Source organism: Citrobacter sp. Cpo126 (assembly GCF_030332445.1).
Lineage (GTDB): Bacteria > Pseudomonadota > Gammaproteobacteria > Enterobacterales > Enterobacteriaceae > Citrobacter > Citrobacter portucalensis.
The window spans coordinates 258,814-282,779 of the sequence record NZ_JAOWHT010000032.1 but is presented as its reverse complement, the minus strand read 5'-3'; the positions used below and the strand labels follow the sequence as shown (position 1 = coordinate 282,779).

Below are 23,966 nucleotides of genomic sequence, written 5' to 3'. Positions count from 1 at the left end.
CTGCACTTATCTGGCCTACGAACTCGATACGTGCCCGCTATTCGTCTGATGCGTTGCACTTATCAGGCCTACAGCGCTCGCTGATACCTTCGTAGGCCGGATAAGGCGCTTGCGCCGCCATCCGGCAAACAGGCATAAAAAAACCCCGCCGAAGCAGGGTTTTGTCACTCTCAAATATACGATTAGTGACGCGCGCGAACAATCTGGTATTTGCGTGTCAGATATTCGACCGGGACGCTCCAGATGTGTACCAGACGAGAGAATGGGAACAACAGGAACAGCGTCATACCCAGCACCAGGTGCATACGGAAAATGAACGCAACACCATCGAGATATTGAGACGCTCCGCCCTGGAAGGTCACCACTGTCTGCGCCCAGTTCACCAGCTTCATCATCTCGCTACCGTCCATATGCTGGGCGGAAAACGGAATGGTCAGCAGGCCCAGCGCACACTGGATCACCAGCAGTGAGAGGATCAGAATATCCGCCCCGGTGGTGGTGGCCCGCACGCGCGGGCTGAACAGACGACGTTTCAGCAGCAGTACACCACCAATCAGACACATCAGGCCACTGGCACCGCCCGCAAACATTGCCATCTTTTGTTTCACTTCAAGCGGTAGCCAGGCTTCATACATCCAGTGCGGCGTCAACATGCCAAGGAAGTGCCCAGCAAAGATACCCAGGATCCCGATGTGAAACAGGTTTGACGCCAGGTTCATCCCTTTGCGATCCAGCATCTGACTGGAAGCCGCACGCCATGTATATTGCCCATAGTCATAACGCAGCCAGCTGCCGATCAGAAAGACAGAACCCGCGATGTACGGATAGATGTCAAAGAAGAACGTATTCAGGAAGTGCATTAGTGCTGTCCTCCGGTGGTGATATTCAGATACTGCGGCGCAACGGCCCCGGCAAAACGACGCTGGTGAGCGGAGATTTCCGACTCGCCACACCCCTGATCGGCGAAGAATTTCACCTGCTCTTCTTCCCAGACCGCATCCAGCGCTTGTGGAGTATCGTCACGGGCTTCATCCGCAATTTTTTCAGCCACTTTATCGCTGTCGATAACGGTATTCGCCAGTTTTAACAGCAAATCGAACAGCACCGCATAACGGCTTTCACGCTGTTGCAAACGAGCGCTAAGCAGCGCCAGAATCGGCGCAATATCCTGTAAGCCACCTAGCGCTTCGCTTTTCGGCAGTTGCGCAAGGTATTCCAGATACAGCGGCAGATGATCGGGAAGTTCGCGGCTGTCGAGCTGCAAACCGTGCTGCTCATACTGTGCCATCAGGTCAACCATAGCCTGACCGCGATCGCGGGATTCACCGTGAACATGTTCAAACAGCAGCAGCGATGTCGCGCGGCCACGGTCAAACAGTTCGCTGTAGGCGGCCTGCACATCCAGCATGTCCTGCGCAGTTAGATCGCGCAGGAAAACGCCCAGAGTCTGGGCATCCTCTTTATCCAGGTTCTCAGATGACGCGAGTGCATCGAAAAGTTCCTGCTGATGCTGCCACAAGGCAGCATCCGGGTACTCGAGCAGACGCGAAACAATGACGAGTTCAATCATTGGTGCGGCTCCGTTTTGCTGGTCACATCGACAGCGTCGATGCGGCGACTGTTGAACAGATTGAATTTAGTATCAGAACCGTGGCAACCGTCGCCGAAGGTAAAGCCACAACCGCTTTTCTCCGGGAACGCGTCACGTGCCAGTTCACGATGGCTGCTCGGTACCACGAAACGATCTTCGTAGTTTGCGATCGCCAGGTAACGATACATTTCCTGTGCCTGCGCTTCGCTTAAGCCCACCTCTTCCAGCGCACGGGTATCAACTTTGCCGTCAACAGTTTCCGCACGTTTGTAGTGACGCATCGCCAGCATACGTTTCAGCGCCAACAGTACCGGCTGGGTGTCACCTGCAGTCAGCAGGTTCGCCAGGTACTGAACCGGAATACGCAGGCTGTCAACATCCGGCAGAATACCGTTGCTGCCCAGCTCGCCCGCATCAGCAGCTGACTGAATCGGTGACAATGGCGGCACGTACCAGACCATCGGCAGTGTGCGGTATTCCGGATGCAGCGGCAGCGCCAGCTTCCAGTCCATCGCCATTTTGTAAACCGGAGACTGCTGTGCGGCATCAATGACGCTCAGCGGAATACCATCTTTCAGCGCCTGTTCAATAACAGCCGGATCGTTCGGATCGAGGAACACGTCCAGCTGACGCTGGTACAGATCTTTCTCGTGCTCGGTGCTTGCTGCACTTTCGATCGCATCTGCGTCATACAGCAGTACGCCGAGGTAACGGATACGACCTACACAGGTTTCGGAGCAAACGGTCGGCTGACCAGCTTCGATACGCGGGTAGCAGAAAATGCACTTCTCAGATTTCCCGCTTTTCCAGTTGAAGTAGATCTTCTTGTACGGGCAGCCGGTGATACACATACGCCAGCCGCGGCACTTGTCCTGGTCGATCAGCACGATGCCATCTTCTTCACGCTTGTAGATAGCGCCGCTCGGACAGGTCGCCACACACGCCGGATTAAGGCAGTGCTCACACAGACGCGGCAGGTACATCATGAAGGTATTTTCGAACTGACCGTACATCGCCTTCTGCATGTTTTCGAAGTTCTGATCTTTGGCGCGTTTTTCGAACTCGCCGCCCAGAATTTCTTCCCAGTTCGGACCGCTGGTGATTTTATCCATTCGCTGACCGGTGATCAGCGAGCGTGGACGAGCAATCGGCTGCGCTTTGCTGTCTGCCGGGGCGTTATGCAACGTCTGGTAGTCAAAATCAAACGGCTCGTAGTAATCATCCATGCCCGGCAGATGCGGGTTAGCAAATATTTTACCCAACAGCAGCGCTTTGTTACCCATGCGCGGCTGCAGTTTGCCGTTGATTTTACGGATCCAACCGCCCTTCCATTTTTCCTGGTTTTCCCAGTCGTTCGGGAAGCCAACGCCAGGCTTACTTTCGACGTTGTTGAACCAGGCGTACTCCATACCTTCACGGCTGGTCCAGACGTTTTTACAGGTCACTGAACAGGTGTGGCAGCCGATGCACTTATCGAGATTCAGCACCATGCCGACTTGTGAACGAATTTTCATTTTACGCTCTCCTGTACCTGGTCATTGCCTTCGCCATCCAACCAGTTAATGTTCTTCATCTTACGTACAACTACGAACTCATCACGGTTTGAACCGACGGTGCCGTAGTAGTTAAAGCCGTAGGCCAGCTGCGCATAGCCGCCGATCATATGGGTCGGTTTCGGTGTAATACGGGTCACCGAGTTGTGGATCCCACCGCGCTGCTGGGTGATTTCTGAACCCGGCAGGTTAACGATACGTTCCTGCGCGTGGTACATCATGGTCATCCCGGCCGGTACACGCTGGCTGACAACTGCACGTGCCGTCAGCGCACCGTTGCTGTTGAAGACTTCGATCCAGTCGTTATCTTCGATTCCCAGATCCTTCGCATCGACTTCGCTCATCCACACAATCGGGCCACCGCGTGACAGCGTCAGCATCAGCAAGTTGTCGCTGTAAGTGGAGTGGATACCCCATTTCTGGTGCGGCGTCAGGAAGTTGAGCGCTTTTTCCGGGTTACCATTAGATTTCTCGCCGATCACCGCTTTCACCGAACGGGTGTCGATTGGCGGACGGTAAACCAGCAGGCTTTCACCAAAGTCACGCATCCACTGATGATCCTGATACAACTGCTGGCGACCAGACAGCGTACGCCATGGGATCAGCTCGTGAACGTTGGTATAGCCGGCGTTATAAGACACGTGTTCATCTTCCAGTCCTGACCAGGTCGGGCTGGAGATAATTTTGCGCGGCTGCGCCTGAATATCGCGGAAGCGAATTTTTTCGTCTTCTTTATTCAGCGCCAGATGCGTATGGTCACGACCGGTAAATTCACTCAGCGCAGCCCAGGCTTTAACGGCTACCTGACCGTTAGTTTCCGGAGCCAGCGTCAGGATCATCTCGGCTGCATCAATTGCGGTATTAAGCCAAGGCTGGCCTTTTGCCGGACCTTCAGCCTTGGTGTAATTGAGCTTACGCAGCAGATCCATTTCGCTCTGGGTATTCCAGGCAATCCCTTTACCACCGTTACCGATTTTTTCCATCAGCGGGCCGATGGAGGTGAAACGCTCGTAGGTTGCCGGATAATCACGCTCAACGGTCATGATGTGCGGTGCGGTAACACCAGGAATCAGGTCACATTCACCTTTTTTCCAGTCCTTCACGTCCAGCGGTTGTGCCAGTTCTGCGGCAGAGTCGTGCTGAATTGGCAGCGTAACGACGTCGGTTTCTTTACCGAGATGACCCACGCAAACTTCAGAGAATTTCTTGGCGATGGCTTTGTAGATTTCCCAGTCGCTCTTCGATTCCCAGGCCGGGTCAACGGCCGCAGACAGAGGATGAATAAACGGATGCATGTCCGAGGTATTCATATCGTCTTTTTCATACCAGGTTGCGGTCGGCAGCACGATGTCGGAATACAGGCAGGTGCTCGACAGGCGGAAGTCCAGCGTGACAACCAGATCCAGTTTGCCGTCCAGGCCGTTATCCTGCCATTCCACTTCTTCAGGCTTCACGCCGCTCTGCTGGCCGAGATCTTTGCCCTGAATACCATGTTCAGTACCCAGCAGATACTTGAGCATGTACTCGTGGCCTTTACCGGAAGAACCGAGCAGGTTAGAACGCCAGATAAACAGGTTGCGCGGATGGTTTTTACCGTTTTCCGGCTGCTCTGCCGCAAAGCGAATAGAACCTTCTTTCAGGGATTTAACGGTGTAATCCACCGGCGTCATACCTGCTTTCTGCGCTTCTTCGGCGATACGCAGTGGGTTAGTCCCTAACTGCGGCGCAGATGGCAACCAGCCCATACGTTCAGCGCGAACGTTAAAATCAATCAAATGACCGCTGTAGCGGGATTTGTCTGCCATCGGGGAAAGCAGTTCCTGCGCAGTAACCGTCTCATAGCGCCATTGGCTGGAGTGGTTATAGAAGTAGGAAGTGCTGTTCATATGACGAGGCGGACGCTGCCAGTCAAGAGCAAACGCCAGCGGCTGCCAGCCGGTTTGCGGACGCAGTTTTTCCTGGCCGACGTAGTGGGCCCAACCGCCGCCGCTCTGACCGATACAACCGCAGAACACCAGCATATTGATCAGGCCACGATAGTTCATATCGAGGTGGTACCAGTGGTTCAGGCCCGCACCGACGATGATCATCGAACGACCGTGTGTTTTATCGGCGTTATCCGCAAATTCACGGGCAATGCGCACGATCTGAGAACGTGATACGCCAGTGATTTTTTCTGCCCATGCCGGCGTGTACGCTTTCACGTCATCGTAGCTGGTCGCGCAGTTTTCGTCGTTCAGACCACGTTCCAGGCCATAGTTAGCCATGGTCAGGTCGTAAACGGTGGTCACCAGCGCGGTAGAGCCATCGGCCAACTGCAGGCGTTTAACCGGCAGTTTGTGCAGCAGAATATTTTCCAGCTCTACTTTACTGAAGTGCTCGGTACCTTCGCCGCCAAAATACGGGAAGCCCACTTCAGCGATATCGTCCTGGCTACCCAGCAGGCTGAGTTGCAGTTCGGTTTCATCACCGGACGTACCGTCGCGTTGCTCAAGGTTCCATTTGCCCTTTTCGCCCCAACGGAAACCTATTGAACCGTTTGGCGCAACCATTTCGCCGTTGCTGTTGATAGCGACGGTTTTCCATTCCGGGTTATTTTCCTGGCCCAGAGAGTCGACCAGATCCGCCGCACGCAGCATACGACCAGCAGCATAGTAGCCGTCACGCTCTTCGAGCATCACCAGCATTGGCATGTCGGTATAACGACGAACGTAGTCGGTGAAGTACTGGCTCGGGTTATCGAGGTGGAACTCGCGCAGCATGACATGGCCCATCGCCATTGCCATCGCCGCATCGGTTCCCTGCTTCGGTGCCAGCCACAGGTCGCAAAGTTTGGCGATTTCTGCGTAGTCCGGAGTAATCGCTACCGTTTTAGTTCCTTTATAGCGAACTTCAGTAAAGAAGTGCGCATCCGGAGTACGGGTCTGCGGTACGTTAGAGCCCCATGCAAGAATGTAGCTGGAGTTATACCAGTCGGCAGATTCCGGTACGTCGGTTTGCTCGCCCCAGGTTTGCGGGGAAGCCGGCGGCAGGTCACAGTACCAGTCGTAGAAGCTCAGGCAGGTACCACCAATCAGCGACATATAGCGTGCGCCGGAAGCATAAGAAACCATCGACATCGCCGGAATCGGAGAGAAGCCTGCAACGCGGTCAGGGCCATAGGTTTTGATGGTGTAAACGTTAGATGCAGCAATCAGTTCATTCACTTCCTGCCAGGAAGAACGAACAAATCCACCACGACCACGCGCTTGTTTGAAGCTTTTTGCTTTGTCGGCGTCTTCGATGATGGATGCCCATGCGTCTACCGGATCGCTGTGCAGTCTTTTTGCTTCACGCCACATTTTCATCAGACGTTTGCGCATCAGCGGGTATTTCAGACGGTTAGCGCTGTACAGATACCAGGAATAGCTTGCACCACGTGGGCAGCCGCGAGGCTCGTGGTTAGGCATATCTGGACGCGTGCGTGGGTAGTCAGTTTGCTGGGTCTCCCAGGTCACCAGACCATTTTTCACATAGATTTTCCAGCTGCATGAGCCCGTGCAGTTTACCCCGTGGGTTGAACGCACGATTTTGTCATGCTGCCAACGCTGGCGGTATCCGTCCTCCCAGTCCCTGTTGGTATTGAGAAGCTGGCCATGCCCATCGGCAAAGGTTTCGCCCTTCTGCTTGAAGTAGCGAAACCGGTCCAGGAATTTACTCATCGGTTTTCTCCTGTAGGAGCCTGACGGCTCTCTGATAAATCGACATTGCTTGATTGAGAGCGAAGGTAACGCTCTGAAAGGGCGTGAGAATTGATAACGATCAAGGCATGCAGGGATGAAAAATGGAGGTTGGTTTTTACATACCCCCAAAGTGGGATAATGTTTTTTAACGTAATATTTTGAATTTAAAAGATTTTAAATAATTCACTTATCATACAAATGTTAAATTCTTTATAAGTGGGTATTAAGGGGTATCCCCCCTGCTTAGCATATTACCAGCACCGTTTTCGCAGACTTTCGTCATGAGCTCACATATAAGTATGTTGTAACTAATTTAGAGCAAAAAAAAGCGCGGTCTAACACCGCGCAATGGATAATCAACTGCTACTACTTTTTTACTTTTTAGAATGACGTCCGTATACCGCCCAGGTGATAACCACACAAGCGACATAGAAGATCAGAAATACTTTCATCGCATCGACCGGCGAACCAGTTAACGCCAGAGACGTACCAAATGCTTTCGGGATAAAGAAGCCGCCAATCGCACCAATGGCTGAGATAAAGCCCAACGCTGCCGCAGTGTCGGTTGCTGCTTCGCGCATTGCTTTCTCTTCTGAGCCGCCTTCAGCTTTCACTCTGTCCATCGTCAGCTTGCGGAAGATAACGGAGATCATCTGGAAGGTTGAACCACTCCCAAGACCAGCCGTCAGGAACAATGCCAGGAACACCGCGAAGAAGGCGATAAAGTTGCCACCGACACCGTTTGATGGCAGCGTCAGGAACAGTAAGGCACTGAAAATAGCCATCAGCACGAAGTTCACCAGCGTTACACGGGTTCCGCCCAGACGGTCAGAGATTGCGCCACCCGCTGAACGAGCCAGCGCGCCAATCAACGGTCCAAAGAAGGCGTAATGCAGGATCTGTACCTCAGGAAACTGCGTTTTTGACAACATGGCAAAACCGGCAGAGAAACCGATGAATGAACCGAAGGTTGCCAGATACAGCAGGCTCATAATCCACAGATGCCCACGTTTCAGCACCGGCAATTGCTCTTTCAGCGACGCTTTTGAGGTTGCCAGTTCATTCATACCAAACCATGCAGCCAGCGTTAACACCGCAAGGAACGGTACCCAAATCCATGCGGCGTTTGCCAGATACAGCTGCGTACCATCAGGTTGTTCAACCCCGTGGCTACCAAATGCGGCAAAGATTGACAGTGAAACCACCAGCGGCGCAACCAACTGCATCACGCTGACGCCCATGTTGCCCAGGCCACCGTTCAGACCCAGCGCACCACCCTGTTTCTGTTTTGGAAAGAAGAAACTGATGTTTGCCATGCTGGACGCAAAGTTCGCACCGGCGAAACCGCACAACAGAGAGATAATAATAAAGGTACTAAACGGCGTGGAGGTATCCTGCACCGCAAAACCTAACCATACGCAAGGAATGATCAGGATACCGGTGCTAAACGCTGTCCAGCGACGTCCACCAAACAGGGGAACCATAAAGGAGTACGGAACACGCAGCAGCGCGCCGGACACCGAAGGTAATGCCGTCAGCATGAACAGCTGTTCAGTGGTGAAATCAAATCCGACTTTCGGTAAGTTCACCGCCACAGCGCTAAATAACATCCACACGCAAAACGCCAGCAGCAAGCAAGGGACGGAAATCCACAGGTTACGGCTGGCGATTCGTTGACCACGCTGCTGCCAGAAGGCGGGATCTTCCGGCCGCCATTCGGTAATTACAGCTCCAGATGCCCTTTCCGGGGCAGATGAGTGACTCATAGACACCTCTGATACTTGTTTCGATGCCTGCAACATTAGGGTTTACAGCTGGAGGTAAGTTGATATAAATCAAAGGAAAAGGTGTCATTATTCATGCCTAAAATTTATCATTACCCTAAATGAGTACATAACTTCGGTAAAAAAGATGTGGTTTTTCACGCTTCTGTCGTCCCCTACTCCCCCTCGCCTGGGATCTCTCCCTCCACTGGCAATTAAGAGGTAGCCCGTTTGAGGTATGGGTATACTCCAGTGTATCGCCGAGAATAACGCCACTGCCTGCAGCAGAATCGTCATTCAATAAGGTTTTCTGTTCGACGAAAACCCGAAGGAACAAGTCACCATGTTTAAACGTTGTCTCTCCCCGCTTACGCTGGTCAACCAGGTGGCGCTGATTGTTTTATTGTCCACAGCCATCGGCGTGGCTGGTATGGCTGTCTCCGGCTGGCTGGTTCAGGGCGTTCAGGGTAGCGCCCATGCAATCAACAAAGCGGGATCGCTGCGCATGCAGAGTTATCGCCTGCTGGCAGCCGTACCGCTGGACGCTAGCGATCAACCGCTTCTGGATGAAATGGAGAAAACGGCGTTTAGCCCGGAGTTGACGCGTGCCGCAAAGCGAGACGGACAACAGGCGCAGTTAAAAGCACTACAGGATTACTGGCACACTGAACTGGCGCCGGGGCTTGCGCATGCGCAAACGCCTGATGCGGTAGCGCAGGATGTAACGCGCTTTGTAGGCGGTCTGGATAAGCTGGTTACCGCCTTTGACCATACCACCGAATTACGCATTGAACGCGTCGTCCTGCTGCATCGCCTGATGGCCATATTTATGGCATTGCTGCTGGTTTTCACCATTATCTGGCTGCGCGTGCGCCTGTTAGAGCCGTGGAAGCAGCTGCTGGCGATGGCGCGAGCCGTCAGCCAACGTGATTTTACCCAACGCGCGCGTATCAGCGGGCGTAATGAGATGGCCGCTCTGGGCTCGGCACTGAATAATATGTCGGAAGAACTGGCCGAAAGTTATGCCGTGCTGGAACAGCGGGTGCAGGAAAAAACAGCGGGACTGGAGCATAAAAACCAGATCCTCTCTTTTCTGTGGCAAGCCAACCGCCGCCTGCACTCTCAGGTGCCGTTGTGCGAACGCCTCTCTCCGGTACTGAACGGTCTGCAAAATTTAACCTTGCTACATGATATTGAACTCCGGGTTTACGACCTGGAAGATGAAGACAATCATCAGGAATTTACCTGTCAGTCAAATGCCAGCTGTGATGAAAAAGGTTGCCATCTGTGTCCTCGCGGCACGCTGCCCGCGATTGACGGCGGGATCACATTGAAATGGCGGCTGACCGATGCGCATACCCAATATGGTATTCTGCTCGCCACCTTGCCGAACGGACGCCATCTCAGCCACGATCAGCAACAGCTGGTTGATACCCTGGTTGAGCAACTGACCGCAACGCTCGCGCTCGACAGACATCAGGAGCGTCAACAGCAGTTGATCGTGATGGAAGAGCGTGCCACCATTGCACGCGAACTTCATGATTCTATTGCACAATCGCTCTCTTGTATGAAGATGCAGGTTAGCTGTTTGCAGATGCAGGGCGATGCGCTTTCAGATAACTGTCGCGAGTTGCTCAGCCAGATTCGTAACGAGCTGAATGCTTCATGGGCACAACTGCGTGAGCTGTTAACCACCTTCCGTTTACAGCTCACGGAACCAGGATTACGGCCGGCGCTGGAGGCCAGCTGTCAGGAGTACAGCGCCCGTTTTGGATTTACGGTTAAGCTGGATTATCAGCTACCGCCACGCCTGGTCCCTTCGCATCAGGCGATTCACCTGCTACAAATTGCGCGCGAAGCCCTGAGTAATGCACTTAAACACTCTCAGGCCAATGAAGTGGTCGTGACGGTGGTGCAAAATGGCAAGCAGGTCAAACTAACAGTGCAAGATAACGGCTGCGGCGTACCGGAAAACGCCGAACGCAGTAACCACTACGGCATGATTATAATGCGCGATCGTGCGCAGAGCTTGCGCGGCGATTGCCGCGTACGCCGTCGCGAGACGGGCGGTACTGAAGTTGCTGTCACTTTTATTCCCGAAACAAACTTCACAGAAGTCCAAGGAGATACCCATGAGTAATCTGGAACCGGCAACCATCCTGTTGATCGACGATCATCCGATGCTGCGAACCGGTGTAAAACAGCTTGTCAGCATGGCGCCCGATATTACCGTTGTCGGCGAAGCCAGCAATGGTGAGCAGGGTATCGAGCTGGCTGAATCCCTTGATCCCGATCTGATCCTGCTTGATCTCAACATGCCCGGCATGAACGGCCTGGAAACTCTCGATAAGCTGCGTGAAAAGTCACTGTCGGGCCGTATCGTTGTGTTTAGCGTATCCAATCATGAAGAAGACGTAGTTACCGCACTGAAACGCGGCGCTGATGGTTATCTGCTGAAAGATATGGAGCCTGAAGATTTACTCAAAGCCTTACAGCAATCAGCGGCCGGTGAAATGGTGCTGAGTGAAGCCTTAACGCCGGTTCTGGCCGCCAGCCTGCGTGCTAATCGTGCAACGTCGGACCGTGATGTCACCCAACTGACACCGCGTGAGCGCGACATTCTCAAGCTCATTGCCCAGGGGCTGCCGAACAAGATGATCGCCCGTCGTCTGGACATCACTGAAAGTACGGTAAAAGTCCATGTGAAGCATATGTTGAAGAAAATGAAGCTCAAATCACGCGTCGAAGCCGCGGTATGGGTACATCAGGAACGCATTTTCTGATAACGCGTTGATGCTTCATTGCTAACGAGGATCATTTTCCGAAACGGTAATAAACGGTTCGGTCAGTGATAGCGTGATCTCATTGGAAGAGACACGCTGACCCTGCTCATCTTCTACCACCACAGACAACCGCCAGCGGTTTGTCGCGCCTTCGCTGCTGTCCCACTTCGGCATAATAATCGTCCAGCCTTGCGCGCTTCGGTTATCGCTACCTGCCGTTAAACTCAACGCCTGGGTATCACCCTGCCAGGTCAAATGGCGGATCCCATGCAAACTACGCACCTGCAGCTTCAGCGCCACCGTCTCACCAGACTTGAGATCCCAGGGCGGCGTGGCCAAAAATACCGACAATGTTTTACGCTGGCGATATTCCAGCGTCGGCAGATTGTTACGCTGCGGATCGTCATAACGACTGCCGCGCAGCGATCGGCTGTTTGCCACCTCGCTGACCATCAGTTGTTTTTTTAGCGGCACGCCAAAGCGGTAATTCAGCGTTAAGCCAAGGTTATTCTGGCTGACTCCGCTTTCGCCCTGCTTATGTTGTGCCGTCACGGTAATCAATGGCACCGGCGTATAGCTCAATCCCAGATTCACCGCCACAGGATTGTGGTACCCGGTTCCGGAATGAAACAAATCCACCCGGTCGCCAAAATACTGTTCCACGCTGACGCTGGTATTGAGGTGTTGATAGAACGGCATGCGCATTTGCGCAGTCAGGTCGTAGCCGCGGGCCATCCGTTGTTCCTGGGTTGCGGAACGCTCCTGCCAGGAGGACAACGGTTGGTAATAGTTAGCGGATAAGCGCAAGTATTCGCCCCACGCCTCGGCGCCAAGGCCTCCCCGGGGCAGATTTTCATCCAACAGGTTGTCATAGAAAGTGTTGTAACCCAGAAACCAGCCGTCGCGTACCCAGCGCTGCCCAATCCCCGCATTGCTGACTAAACCTTCGTCTTGTTGCGTCAGCCCCAACTGGCTCCAGGTTAAATATCGTTGATTGTCCTGCCATGGGATAAACCAACTTCCCCGACTTCCGGTAAAGCTGCCTTCGTTATCCACCTGCAATCCAACGCTGGCGTTTCCCCAGGGAGAGAGCCAGGATTCCAGTTGCTGATTAACCTGTTCGCTGACCGTGTCACGCACCTGACCAAACGCGAACTGCCTCGCCTGTTCACCCGTATCAAGCCCGTTATCGGTCATGCTGGCTTCACCAAACGCTTTGACCATTTCGGCAAAGTGCTTTTCGCCTGCCCGCGACTCCGGCGCCATACCGAGATCGGGCAAGCCATCACTATTGTTATCGAAAGGGTTTTCAGCCTGGTGCACAAAAGATGGCTGCGCGCTGGCAATACCGCCTGCCAGCGGCAAGAGTAGGAGAAGAGAAAATCTGCAGCAAACAAAACGACTCAAATCGTTACTGGCTTTTATATCATTGAATTTGGGGACCACAGCGTAAATCCTACCTGTCCGACGTCCCCTTTGCAGCTTTTTCTCAAATTTTCAGGAATATCCTTAATCATTGAGTGTGATTTTTTGTGCCAGTAATGTCTTCAGTTCCGGAATACACGATCCGCAATTACTCCCGCAACGTAACACTTTTCCCAATGCCTGAACCGTATCACAACCGTTAGCGATAGCCTGGGTAATGGCCTTTTCTCCTACGCTATAACAACTACAAATAGTCGCGCCCTTATCAGCCGTAATACCACCGGGTTTCCCGCCCAACAGTGCGTGACGAGTCTGAGCATTTTCCGGCGTTTGCACGAATGCGCTGAGGATCGCCGCATCATCAATCTGCGGCAGCGTTGCCGCTGACCAGAGCCCAAGCATCAGCTTTCCTTCATGCCAGGCCAACAGATTCAGTCCCTTCTCCCATTTCGCCTGCTGAAGTTGCCAGCTTTGCGTCACACAATATTGTTGCAGCCACGTAGAAATATCGCTGTCGCCCGCCAGCGTATAACGCAAGGCATTGTCAGCACTTTTGCGCCACCAGTGAACGAACCCCGGAAACGTCAGCGCGGAGCGACAAAACAGCTCTCCCAGCCACCGGGGCTGCCATGCCATAATGCGCACCGCTGTCTGTTTGCTTTCCGGCTGTCCAGAGTCAGGATCACAAATCGGCGCCACCAATGCATTTACCCGCCCTTGACGGGCAAAATGATTATTCCAATGCATTGAAGTGAAGACGCTCCCTGGCCGCTGTCCACGGTGAATGGTCACCCTACCAACCATTACGCCGAGCGGGGAGTTAACCCGGCATAGCGCACCTTCATTCAGCTTGAAGCGATAGGCATCCTCTGGTGCAATTTCTACCAGCGGTTCATTGATGTGCTGCATCAGGCGTGAAATCGTCCCCGTTCGCGTCATAGTGTGCCACTGATCGCGAATGCGACCGCTGTTTAGCACCAATGGATAGAGGGCATCACAGGCCGTTTTCATCCCCTGTGGTGTAACAGATACCAGGCGTAAACGTTGGTTACCACGCCACCCCTGCCAAAAATTTAGCGTTGATGAGCCGGTACTCACTGGCCAGCGAACCGGCGTCATCTCATCCCACTGTTGATGCGTCAGCTCCGCTAACGCGCCGATATCAAATGCACGTTCCCCCCTGTTTTCATAACCGGAAAGCGCCGCATGTTCACAAAATACCTCCCATGCGCTTTGCCAGCCAAACGCATGGGCAAAACCCAACTGTTTCGCCATTTGCGCAACGATCCACCAGTCCGCCCTCGTCTCACCCGGCGCAGGTAAAAATGCACGCTGGCGCGAGATCCGTCGTTCTGAGTTCGTCACCGTACCGTTTTTTTCGCCCCAGGCCTGCGCCGGAAACCGAATATGCGCGTAGCGGCTGGTATCCGTGTCTGCCACGACTTCAGAGACGATCACCAGTGGACAGGCTGCCAACGCCTGGCACACGGCATGGCTGTCCGGTAATGACACCGCCGGGTTTGTCCCCATGATCCATACCGCTTTAACGTCGCCTTTACCGATAGCCTCAAACAAATCCACGGCCATCAAACCAGGCGTCTGCGCCAACCTTTCAGTCCCCCAGAAGCGGGAAAGGCGGGCAAGATCCTGGGGTTCAAAATTCATATGCGCCGCCAGCTGCGTCGCCAACCCGCCAACTTCCCGGCCGCCCATCGCATTGGGTTGCCCGGTCAGCGAAAATGGACCGCACCCCTGTCGACCAAACTTACCGCTGGCCAAATGCACGTTAATAATCGCATTACACTTATCGCTACCGCTGGCAGACTGGTTAATGCCCATGGTGTATAACGTGATGGCTGTTGGCGCGCGCATAAACCAGTCATAGAAGGTGACAACATCGGCAACATCCAGCCCGCAAAACTGCGCCACACGCGCGAGGCTCCAGTCGTGCGCGATAGCAAACGTTTCTACAGCGTCATCAAATTCACTTTGCGCATTACCCTCAGCCACAATCGTGTTCAGTAATCCGACAAACAGCCCAGCATCGCTACCGGGCAGCAGGGAAAGATGCAGATCGGCGATATCACAGGTTGCGGTGCGACGAGGATCGATAACCACGACTTTCATCGACGGATTAGCATTACGCGCCTGCACCAGACGCTGATACAGCACCGGATGCGTCCATGCTGCATTCGATCCCACCAATACCACCAAATCACTGCGTTCGATGTCCTCATAACTGCAGGGCACGACATCCGCTCCCAGCGCCCGCTTGTATCCGGTCACCGCAGACGACATACAAAGCCGCGAATTGGTATCAATATTGGCCGCGCCAATGAAGCCTTTCATCAGCTTATTCGCCGCATAGTAATCCTCCGTCAGCAGTTGCCCAGAGGCATAAAAGGCCACGGCATGCGGTCCATGCTGAGCGATGATAGCGCGCAGACGTTCACCGGCGGTGTCCAGCGCCTGCGACCAACTCGCCGTTTCGCCATCCACCATCGGTTGCAACAACCTGCCGCTAAGTCCTGTGGTTTCAGCCAGCGCCGCGCCTTTGACGCACAAGCGGCCAAAGTTTGCCGGATGTTCTGGGTCGCCTCTGACGGTGACGCCATTATCGTCTACCTGCGCAATCACGCCGCAGCCAACGCCACAGTACGGGCACGTTGTACGAGTCTCACTCATGATGCCTCCGCCCGCAGGATCAACGCCTGAGTTCCCACCCACACTTTGCCCGCCTCCACTTTCACCGGCCAGGCGCGTACCGCCTGTTCTCCGCTGTCATACTGGCGGCCATCGAGCAGACGAATACGTTGTTTATACAGCGGCGAGATAACAATCGGCTCACCCTGCACATCCCCCAGAATACCGCGCGATAACACCTGCGCAGCGCTACCGGGTTCAAGGTTATCAAGGGCATAAATCGTCTGCCCAAAGCGGAATAATGCAATTTGCACATCTCCCAGACGTGCGCCAATACCCGCCTGCTCAGGGATAGCATCAAGGGCGCATATCTCCTGCCAGGGTTTTGTCGGTAATGACTCACGGCCCCTGGATGCAGGTTTAGCCAACTGCGGTTGCCCGCGTAAAGGCGCACGGGCAACCGTCTCATCCGCCTCATCACTATTGATATATGAACGAAACAGCGCCAGACGCTGCGGGCTACTGAGCGTGGTTTGCCATTCGCACTGGTAGCTTTCCACAACCCGCGCCATCTCTTGTTCCAGTTCACTGGCAATCCCTAAACTGTCGTCAAGGATCACTTCACGCAAATACGCAATGCCCCCTTCCAGGTTATCCATCCAGGTGCTGGTACGTTGCAGACGATCCGCGGTGCGAATGTAGAACATCAGGAAACGGTCGATAGTGCGCATTAGCGCGATATCATCTAAATCACTGGCAAACAAATCGGCATGGCGTGGTTTCATTCCTCCATTGCCGCACAGATAGAGATTCCAGCCTTTATCCGTCGCAATGACGCCCACATCCTTACTCTGTGCCTCGGCACATTCCCGGGTACAACCGGACACCGCCATTTTAATTTTGTGTGGTGCACGCAACCCTTTGTAGCGATTTTCAAGCATCACCGCCATTGCCGTTGAATCCTGTACGCCGTAGCGACACCAGGTCGATCCAACGCAGGACTTCACCGTTCGCAACGACTTCCCGTACGCATGTCCTGTTTCAAATCCCGCAGCCACCAGTTCGCGCCAGATATCGGGTAACTGTTCCAGACGCGCGCCGAAAAGATCCACCCGTTGCCCGCCGGTGATTTTGCTGTACAGCTGATAACGTTTCGCAATCTGTCCTATGGCGATCAGGCCGTCCGGTGTGACCTCTCCCGCAGGCATACGCGGGACCACAGAATAGGAACCGTCTTTTTGAATATTGGCAAAATAGCGATCGTTCGTGTCCTGCAGCGGTAAGTGCGCTGGTTTAAGCAGATACTCATTCCAGCAGGACGCCAGCACTGACCCCACCAGAGGTTTACAGATTTCGCAGCCGTGACCCTGGCCGTAACGGCTAATCAACTGTTCGAAAGTATGGATATGGTTCACCCGTACAAGGTGATAAATCTCCTGGCGCGACCAGGGAAAATGTTCACAGATATCCTTTTTGACCTCAACGCCCTGGGCCGCAAGTTGGTGCTCCATCACCTGTTTCACCAGCGCGCTGCATCCGCCACAACCGGTCGCCGCTTTAGTGCACTGTTTGATGGCGCCAATGTCCGTCGCACCAGCACTTACCGCCCGGCATATATCGGCCTTACTGACGTTATGACAAGAGCAGATTTGCGCTGTATCGGGCAATGCCGCAACCCCAAGCGCTTTTGGCGCACCGCCCGCCAGCGCGGGCAGGATCAGCGATTCCGGCTGACCAGGAAGCGGCATCCCATTCAACATCATTTGCAATAGCGTGGCGTAATCGCCAGCATCGCCAACCAGCACTCCGCCCAACAGCGTTTTGCCCTCTGCACTGACGACGATCTTTTTGTAGATCTGCTCGGGACCATGCGTCCATTGATAGCTTTTCGCGCCCGGCGTACGGGCATGCGCATCGCCAAAAGAAGCGACATCAACGCCCAGCAGCTTGAGCTTGGTGCTCATATCCGCACCGCTAAAACTGACATCTTCTCCGGCCAGCTGTGCGGCGACTACCCGCGCCATTTGATATCCCGGCGCGACAAGGCCAAAGACTCGCCCTTCCCACAGCGCACATTCGCCGATCGCAAAAATGGCGTCATCTGACGTGCGACAGTGGCTATCGATACAAATCCCACCGCGTTCGCCAATATCTAAACCGCTGCGACGCGCCAGCGCATCCTGCGGACGAATACCCGCAGAAAAAACCACCATTTCGGTTTCCAGCTTTTCGCCGTCGGCAAAGTGCAGTACCAGTCCGTCAGTGGTGCTTTCAATTTCCGTGGTCGATTTTGCGGTGTGGACGCCAACGCCGAGCGCCTCTATCTTTTCTCGTAACATCGCGGCACCGGCGTTATCCAGCTGCACCGCCATCAGATTAGCGGCAAACTCAACAACATGCGTTTCCAGCCCAAGCTGACGCAGCGCGTTCGCAGCCTCCAGACCAAGCAGGCCACCGCCGATCACCACCCCGCGGCGCGCACTTTTCGCTTTCGCTGCAATGGCATCCAAATCGTCCAACGTACGATAAACAAAGCAGGCGGGTGAGTCCCCACCTTTCACAGGGGGGACAAACGGATACGATCCGGTGGCAAGCACCAGCGAATCCCAGTGGGTTTCATGTCCGTCGGCGTTGCGGATGACGCGCATCTCACGATCGATCTCGGTCACGCATTGCCCCAAACGTAGCTCTATGCCACTACGGGCAAAGAAATCATCAGCGACAAGCGAAAGTGATTGCGCGCTGCGCCCGGCGAAATACTCTGACAGATGCACCCGGTCATAGGCGGCATAACGTTCTTCGCCAAACACCACAATGTGATAATGCAAATGCAGATTACGGCTTACGCATTGCTCAAGAAAATGGTAGCCAACCATACCGTGTCCCACAACAGCCAGCGTCGGTTTTGTCATCGTCATCTGTCCTGCAGCCGATGGCTGCGTATCAAAGCGGTCGAAGAGCCAGTCGGAGTGTGCTGTCGCCCCCTGTGCCAGCAAATCGGTTAATGGCGCTGCGCTATGGCAATCGCCCATCAGCAGCACACCATGGAGTTTTCCATCACGCGTCAGCAAGCGGCGATAGTGCCCGCTGAGCGGATCGTATGTGCTCAGGGTGGCATCCGTCGCCGTCGTGTCCGTTACGCCTGCACTAAACAGATCAATTCCCGTCACCTTGAGGCGCGTTCCACTCGCCTGCCAACCAAATCCGGCACCGGTAAAACCCGCCAGTCGCGCAGCCAACACCTCAGCCTGTTTCAGGCACGGCGCAACCAGTCCCCACGTCTGGCCGTTAATCTCGCAGCATTCCCCAACGGCGCTAATGCCGGGCATTGAGGTGCGAAGCTGTTCATCCACCACGATCCCCTGCTGACAAACAACACCGCACGCCTGCGCCAGGGTGATATTGGGTTTGACCCCCGTGGCAATCACCACACCATTCGCCGCAATACGCTGGCCATCGAGCAACGTTACGCAGTCGGCTTCGATACTGACGAGCCCGGAACTAAGCTCGCAGCGAATACCGCGTCCTGTTAGTTGTGCCTGCAACAGATCGCTGGCCTGTTGATCAAGCTGTTGTTCCATCAGCCTTCCCGCGCGATGAATCAACGTGACATCGTCACCGTGAAGACGTAAGGCTGCCGCGGCCTCCACGCCGAGAACGCCACCACCCAACACCACCTTTGGCCCAGACCGTTGGAGAATCGCCTCGACATCCTGCATCGTGCGAAAAGCATGAACATGCGGTTGTTGGACGCCGGGAATGGGCGGAATAAACGGATACGATCCGGTGGCAAATACCAGCTCATCCCAGAACAAAAGCCGTTTTGTGGTGGTCAGGCTGCGGCTGGTGGCATCAACGGCCAACACAGCTTCATCGCTCAGAACCGTCACGCCGTGATCGAGATACCACTGCGCCGGATGAAGCAAAGTTTGCGCAAAGGGCTTTTCTCCCCCCAGCACCGGGGAAAGTTGGATCCGGTTGTAGGCAAGCTGCGGCTCTTCACCAATAACGGTGACGGAAATGCCGCCGTTTTTGTACATAACAAGCGCCTCAATCAGACGAGTTGCCGCCATGCCATGACCCACAATGACCAGTCGCGTCATCTTCCCCTCCTTACGCCGCCTTCGGCTGTTTCTCATACAGAAAATGGAGAATGCGTTGTCGCAGGTGGTGGTATCGGCTGTCATCGGCAAGCTGGACCCGATTGCGTGGGCGCGGTAAATCAACCGTCAAGATCTCGCCCACCGTCGCCGCTGGCCCGTTGGTCATCATCAGAACCCGGTCGGAAAGCAGCACCGCTTCATCAACGTCGTGAGTGATCAGCACAATGGTGGTATTCAGCGACTTCTGGATGTGCATCACCGTATCCTGCAAATGCGCCCTAGTGAGCGCATCCAGTGCGCCAAACGGTTCATCCATAAGCAGAACTGTGGGTTTCATCGCCAGCGCCCGGGCAATGCCCACGCGTTGCTTCATCCCACCAGAGACTTCACCGGGGTGTTTGTGCATCGCGTGGCCCATCTGGACGCGGTGCAGGTTGTGTTCGATCCACTCACGTCGCTCGGCTTTACTCATGGTGTGGCGAAAGACCTGATCGACGGCCAGGGCTACGTTGTCGAAACAGGTCAGCCACGGCAGCAGCGAATGGTTTTGGAAAACGACCGCCCGCTCAGGCCCCGGCCCGGCGATTTCGCGGTTATCGCAAATCAGGCCACCTTCAGTAGGCAGCGTAATGCCGGCAATCAGATTCAAAAGCGTCGACTTTCCGCAACCGGAGTGACCAATCAAACTCACGGTCTCCCCTTCATGGATATCAAAAGAAACATTGTGTAGCGCGAGGAACTCACCGCTGGCGGTCGAAAAACGTTGGCTGACCGCCTGGACCTGAATAATGGGTTTCATGTTGTCTCCTTATTTTTCCTGCCAGCTATAACGACGCGCCACCAGCATTAGCCCCTGCTCAAGCAGCAGACCGACAACGCCGATGATGACGATAGCGATGAGAATGTTTTCGACATTAAGGTTGTTCCACTCATTCCAGATCCAAAAACCAATCCCCAACCCGCCGGTGAGCATTTCTGCTGCCACAATCACCAACCAGGCGATGCCGATCGACAGGCGTACGCCAGTGAGGATCGCCGGCAGCACGGCGGGGAAAAGTATCCGCCGCATCACCGTCCACTCAGAGAGTTGCAGTACGCGAGCAACGTTGAGGTAATCGTCAGGGATTCTCCGCACCCCTTCGGCGGTGTTGATCACCATCGGCCATATAGAGCAGATAAAGATGGTCCAACTCGATGCGGGTTCCGCTTTTTGAAACAACAGCAGTCCAATCGGCAGCCAGGCCAGCGGACTGACCGGGCGCAACAGCGCAATCAGCGGCGAAAACATGTGCGAAAAGAAGGTGAAACGCCCAATCAGAAAGCCCAGCGGGATCCCCACCAGCGCCGCTAATCCGAAACCGATCGCGACCCGTTGCAACGACGCCAGCACGTTCCAGCCGATACCCATATCATTCGGCCCGCCGTTATAGAACGGATCGGCAAACAACGTCAGGGCTGAATCCAGGGTGCTCAGCGGCGTCGGAAAGCCTTTGCTGTTGATGGCGGCCAGTTGCCAGCACACCACCAGCAAGGCAATCCCCAACAGAGCGGGTACGGCGCGTCTTAGCCATGTACTAAGCCACATTGACCATGGCATTTTGCGCTTTCTGACCTTCATCGTTGATAGCGTGATGACCTCACCGACTACCGGCTCAGGGGATTTAAGCTGCGTATTTTGTTTCATCTCAGGCTCCTGTACGGTGGAGGGTAAAACTGTTGGCATAGGCTTCTGGATTGCGGCCATCCCATACGGAACCGTCCATCAGCGTACTGGTTCGTAGCAATTTCGCAGGAGGTGTTATCCCTCCAACCGCCGCTGCCGCATCGCGCCAGATGTCGGTCCGGTTGATGCGCGCGGCAATGGCTGCATAATCCGGTTGCTGCTTCAACAATCCCCAACGGCGGAACTGGGTCAGAAACCACATGCCATCGGAATGCCAGGGGAAACTCACCTCGCCGTCGCGAAAAAAGCGAATGGCATGCGGATCCTGCCAGCGACGACCGGCACCGTTGTCGTACTCGCCCAGCATTCTCGCCGTCAGATAGCCTTCTTTGGTATTGAGCCAGGCCCGGCGCGCCAGAATTTGTGCTGTTTCGCGTTTATTGGCTTCACTGGCGTCTATCCAGCGCGATGCCTCAAGCAGCGCGCTAACCAGTGCCCGGGCAGTATGTGGATATTTTTCTACCCACTCCCGGCGCGTACCGAGTACTTTTTCCGGATGGTCGGGCCAGATATCCTGGGACGTCGCCGCGGTAAAACCGATGCGGTCATTGATCGCCCGCGCATTCCACGGTTCGCCGACGCAGAAGCCACTCATATTGCCAATGCGCATGTTCATCACCATTTGCGGAGGCGGTACCACAACGGTGCGAACATCGGTGAAAGGATTGATGTCAGCGCTGGCCAGCCAGTAATAGAGCCACATGGCATGTGTGCCAGTGGGAAAGGTGTGCGCGAAGGTATAGGTTCCAGGCGCCTGCGAGACGATCAGTTTCTTCAGCGCAGACGCATCGGTAATCCCCTGCTCCAGCAGCGTTGCGGAGAGCGTGATCGCTTGCCCGTTCTGATTGAGCGTCATCAGATTGGCCATGGGCTGCGCTTTACTGGCAATACCCAGTTCCAGGCCATACAACAGGCCGTACAGAACATGAGCCGCATCCAGCTCTCCAGAGACCAGTTTGTCACGCACTGCAGCCCAACTGGCCTCTTTGGTCGGCACCAGCGTAATGCCGTATTTTTTATCAAAACCTTTCAACGTGGCGATAACCAGCGGCGCGCAGTCGGTTAGCGGAATAAAACCGACCCGAACGGTAGTCATCTCCGGCGCATCAGACCCTGCCGCCCAGACCGAAGACATCAGTCCTGGAATCAGCGAGCTGGCCCCCATCACGGCACTTGCCTGTAAAAACCGCCGCCGCGTTAACGAAACTGTTCTGTCACCCATACATGCTCCCCATAAAAAAAGGCGTCCAACAATGCCGAAGCATTGCGGGACGCCTTTATCCTCAAAACAGTCAGACCGCCGTTGGCCTGCTGCTAAATTGTCTGTATGAGTGAATGCAATTCAGATGCCAGAATTACACTGGCGGTTTTAGCGGGTTCGACGCGTACCAGACGCCGCGGTGCACCCAAATATGGCAGACACTGCCCGCCTGTTGTGCAGTCGCTATCCCTGCATCAGGGATTTAACGGTAAGCAATGCCCGGGCGATATCGACCATCCGTTGGTTTTTATCCATCGCCATTTTTCGCAATAGCTGCCACGCCTGTTCTTCGCTGACCTGCTGGTAATTCATCAGGATGCTTTTTGCTTTATCAATCACCTTGCGCTCCTCTAAGGCATCCTGCAATGAGGCAAGTTGGGTGCTCATTTGCTCCAGCTGGCGAGCCTGCTGGCGAACAACCCACAATAATTGTTTATCCCGGCGCAGCGAGAGGGGTTCGTCAGCACGGTCGTCAAGCCAGTTGTCGAGCGGCAAGGCGTAGGTTTCTTCCGCCAGCCGACGCGCCACGGCGTTCAGCAATTCGGTAATCAACATCTCTTCGAGATGGCGTAATTGTTCAAGGCGCTGCGTCTGTAGGGTAAACCAGCGTAGCGCGTGTTCACCGTTATCGAGTTGAGATTGTCGCGTACAGGCCTGGCGCCGCAGTTGTTCGATGGCGCCCGATGCCTCGCATTGCTGACGAAAATGCTGCACCAGTACAGGCGAAGCTAGGGAGATAAAGGTATCAAAGCACGGCTGCTGCCCGTCTATTCTGTCCACCAGCTCCTGGCGCATTTGAGGGTTAAACTCGCCCCGGGTAAAACCAATGGCCCCTAACGCCCGCTCTTGTCCTACCAGCTCTTTACCCTGCATAAAACTGTATAGCGCCACCAGCCCACCTGCGACATGGGGATAATCGATGCTGTCGTTAAGCTGCGGCACAATACCCAGCAGATGGCGTAACGTCCGGCTGTACTGCTCCATCGCCTGCTGAGCATCGATAGTCTGCCCGCTGACAGACTCACGCAGCGTCGTTAGCTGATCGAGGCACCAGACGGTGCCAGCAATGCGGTGGCACAACGCACTGCCCGCCACCGGCATAATGTGCTGGAAAAGGATATGCAGTTGCCGACACTCTTCATCCACCAGCGCCCGACTGGCACGGACCTCCCGCTCATAAAGCGTACCTTGAGAACACAACCAGATATTGGATGCACCGCGTTCGCACTGTAGCATATGCACCAGATGGCTAATACGCATTACCAACTTACCGGACTGTGCCAGTTGGCGAAGCTGGGTGTTCTCAAGCTGGCGGGCATGGCGAAACCATTGCGTCGCGCCGGAATTTTGTGCATTTGTCATCATCTCTGCCCTCACCGATAACGGGTTATCCCTGAGG

At 54.7% G+C, this 23,966-nt stretch carries 14 protein-coding genes; 2 read left to right on the top strand and 12 right to left on the bottom strand.

The window, feature by feature from the left end; all coding sequences use genetic code 11:
- Positions 1 to 182 precede the first annotated feature (182 nt).
- The 5 genes from narI to OGY17_RS10550 all read right to left on the bottom strand — a co-directional run bounded on the left by narI (position 183) and on the right by OGY17_RS10550 (position 8,632).
- A complete protein-coding gene (narI, locus tag OGY17_RS10570; protein ID WP_003833386.1) occupies positions 183 to 860 on the bottom strand; it encodes a respiratory nitrate reductase subunit gamma in 678 nt (225 codons plus the stop codon).
- Complete coding sequence (narJ, locus tag OGY17_RS10565; RefSeq protein ID WP_048216248.1) at positions 860 to 1,570, bottom strand: nitrate reductase molybdenum cofactor assembly chaperone; 711 nt, start codon at positions 1,568 to 1,570, stop codon at positions 860 to 862. The genes narI and narJ overlap by 1 nt, the downstream gene beginning before the upstream one ends.
- A complete protein-coding gene (gene narH / locus OGY17_RS10560) occupies positions 1,567 to 3,105 on the bottom strand; it encodes a nitrate reductase subunit beta (protein ID WP_003833388.1) in 1,539 nt (512 codons plus the stop codon). Before narH ends, narJ begins: the two co-directional genes overlap by 4 nt.
- Positions 3,102 to 6,845 carry a nitrate reductase subunit alpha gene (locus OGY17_RS10555; RefSeq protein ID WP_008784960.1) on the bottom strand — a complete coding sequence of 1,248 codons (3,744 nt, stop codon included), beginning with the start codon at positions 6,843 to 6,845 and terminating at the stop codon, positions 3,102 to 3,104. Before OGY17_RS10555 ends, narH begins: the two co-directional genes overlap by 4 nt.
- Positions 6,846 to 7,240: 395 nt before the next feature.
- The gene (locus OGY17_RS10550; RefSeq protein WP_003833390.1) at positions 7,241 to 8,632 is read right to left on the bottom strand and encodes a NarK family nitrate/nitrite MFS transporter; all 1,392 of its coding nucleotides are present in this window, start codon (positions 8,630 to 8,632) and stop codon (positions 7,241 to 7,243) included.
- Between the two features lie 340 nt (positions 8,633 to 8,972).
- Between OGY17_RS10550 and narX the strand changes: the two genes are divergently transcribed.
- Both narX and narL read left to right on the top strand, forming a co-directional pair.
- Entirely contained in the window at positions 8,973 to 10,769 is a 1,797-nt protein-coding gene (gene narX / locus OGY17_RS10545) for a nitrate/nitrite two-component system sensor histidine kinase NarX (RefSeq protein ID WP_003833391.1), read from the top strand.
- The gene (narL, locus tag OGY17_RS10540) at positions 10,762 to 11,412 is read left to right on the top strand and encodes a two-component system response regulator NarL (protein WP_003833392.1); all 651 of its coding nucleotides are present in this window, start codon (positions 10,762 to 10,764) and stop codon (positions 11,410 to 11,412) included. Before narX ends, narL begins: the two co-directional genes overlap by 8 nt.
- 21 nt (positions 11,413 to 11,433) lie before the next feature.
- Here the strand turns inward: narL and OGY17_RS10535 are convergent, their stop codons facing one another.
- The 7 genes from OGY17_RS10535 to nasR form a co-directional block, all read right to left on the bottom strand.
- Complete coding sequence (locus OGY17_RS10535; protein WP_050592539.1) at positions 11,434 to 12,819, bottom strand: YchO/YchP family invasin; 1,386 nt, start codon at positions 12,817 to 12,819, stop codon at positions 11,434 to 11,436.
- Between the two features lie 102 nt (positions 12,820 to 12,921).
- A complete protein-coding gene (locus OGY17_RS10530) occupies positions 12,922 to 15,522 on the bottom strand; it encodes a nitrate reductase (protein ID WP_286607195.1) in 2,601 nt (866 codons plus the stop codon).
- Entirely contained in the window at positions 15,519 to 19,583 is a 4,065-nt protein-coding gene (gene nirB, locus OGY17_RS10525; protein ID WP_286607192.1) for a nitrite reductase large subunit NirB, read from the bottom strand. Before nirB ends, OGY17_RS10530 begins: the two co-directional genes overlap by 4 nt.
- 10 nt (positions 19,584 to 19,593) lie before the next feature.
- Positions 19,594 to 20,382 (bottom strand): ABC transporter ATP-binding protein, encoded by a 789-nt coding sequence (locus tag OGY17_RS10520; RefSeq protein ID WP_286607190.1) that lies wholly within the window; start codon positions 20,380 to 20,382, stop codon positions 19,594 to 19,596.
- Positions 20,383 to 20,391: 9 nt separating this feature from the next.
- On the bottom strand, positions 20,392 to 21,267 hold the full coding sequence (ntrB, locus tag OGY17_RS10515; protein ID WP_008784966.1) for a nitrate ABC transporter permease: 876 nt from the start codon (positions 21,265 to 21,267) through the stop codon (positions 20,392 to 20,394).
- Between the two features lies 1 nt (position 21,268).
- Positions 21,269 to 22,528 (bottom strand): CmpA/NrtA family ABC transporter substrate-binding protein, encoded by a 1,260-nt coding sequence (locus OGY17_RS10510; RefSeq protein ID WP_057066736.1) that lies wholly within the window; start codon positions 22,526 to 22,528, stop codon positions 21,269 to 21,271.
- A gap of 222 nt (positions 22,529 to 22,750) precedes the next feature.
- A complete protein-coding gene (gene nasR / locus OGY17_RS10505; protein ID WP_252431199.1) occupies positions 22,751 to 23,932 on the bottom strand; it encodes a nitrate regulatory protein NasR in 1,182 nt (393 codons plus the stop codon).
- Positions 23,933 to 23,966 lie beyond the last annotated feature (34 nt).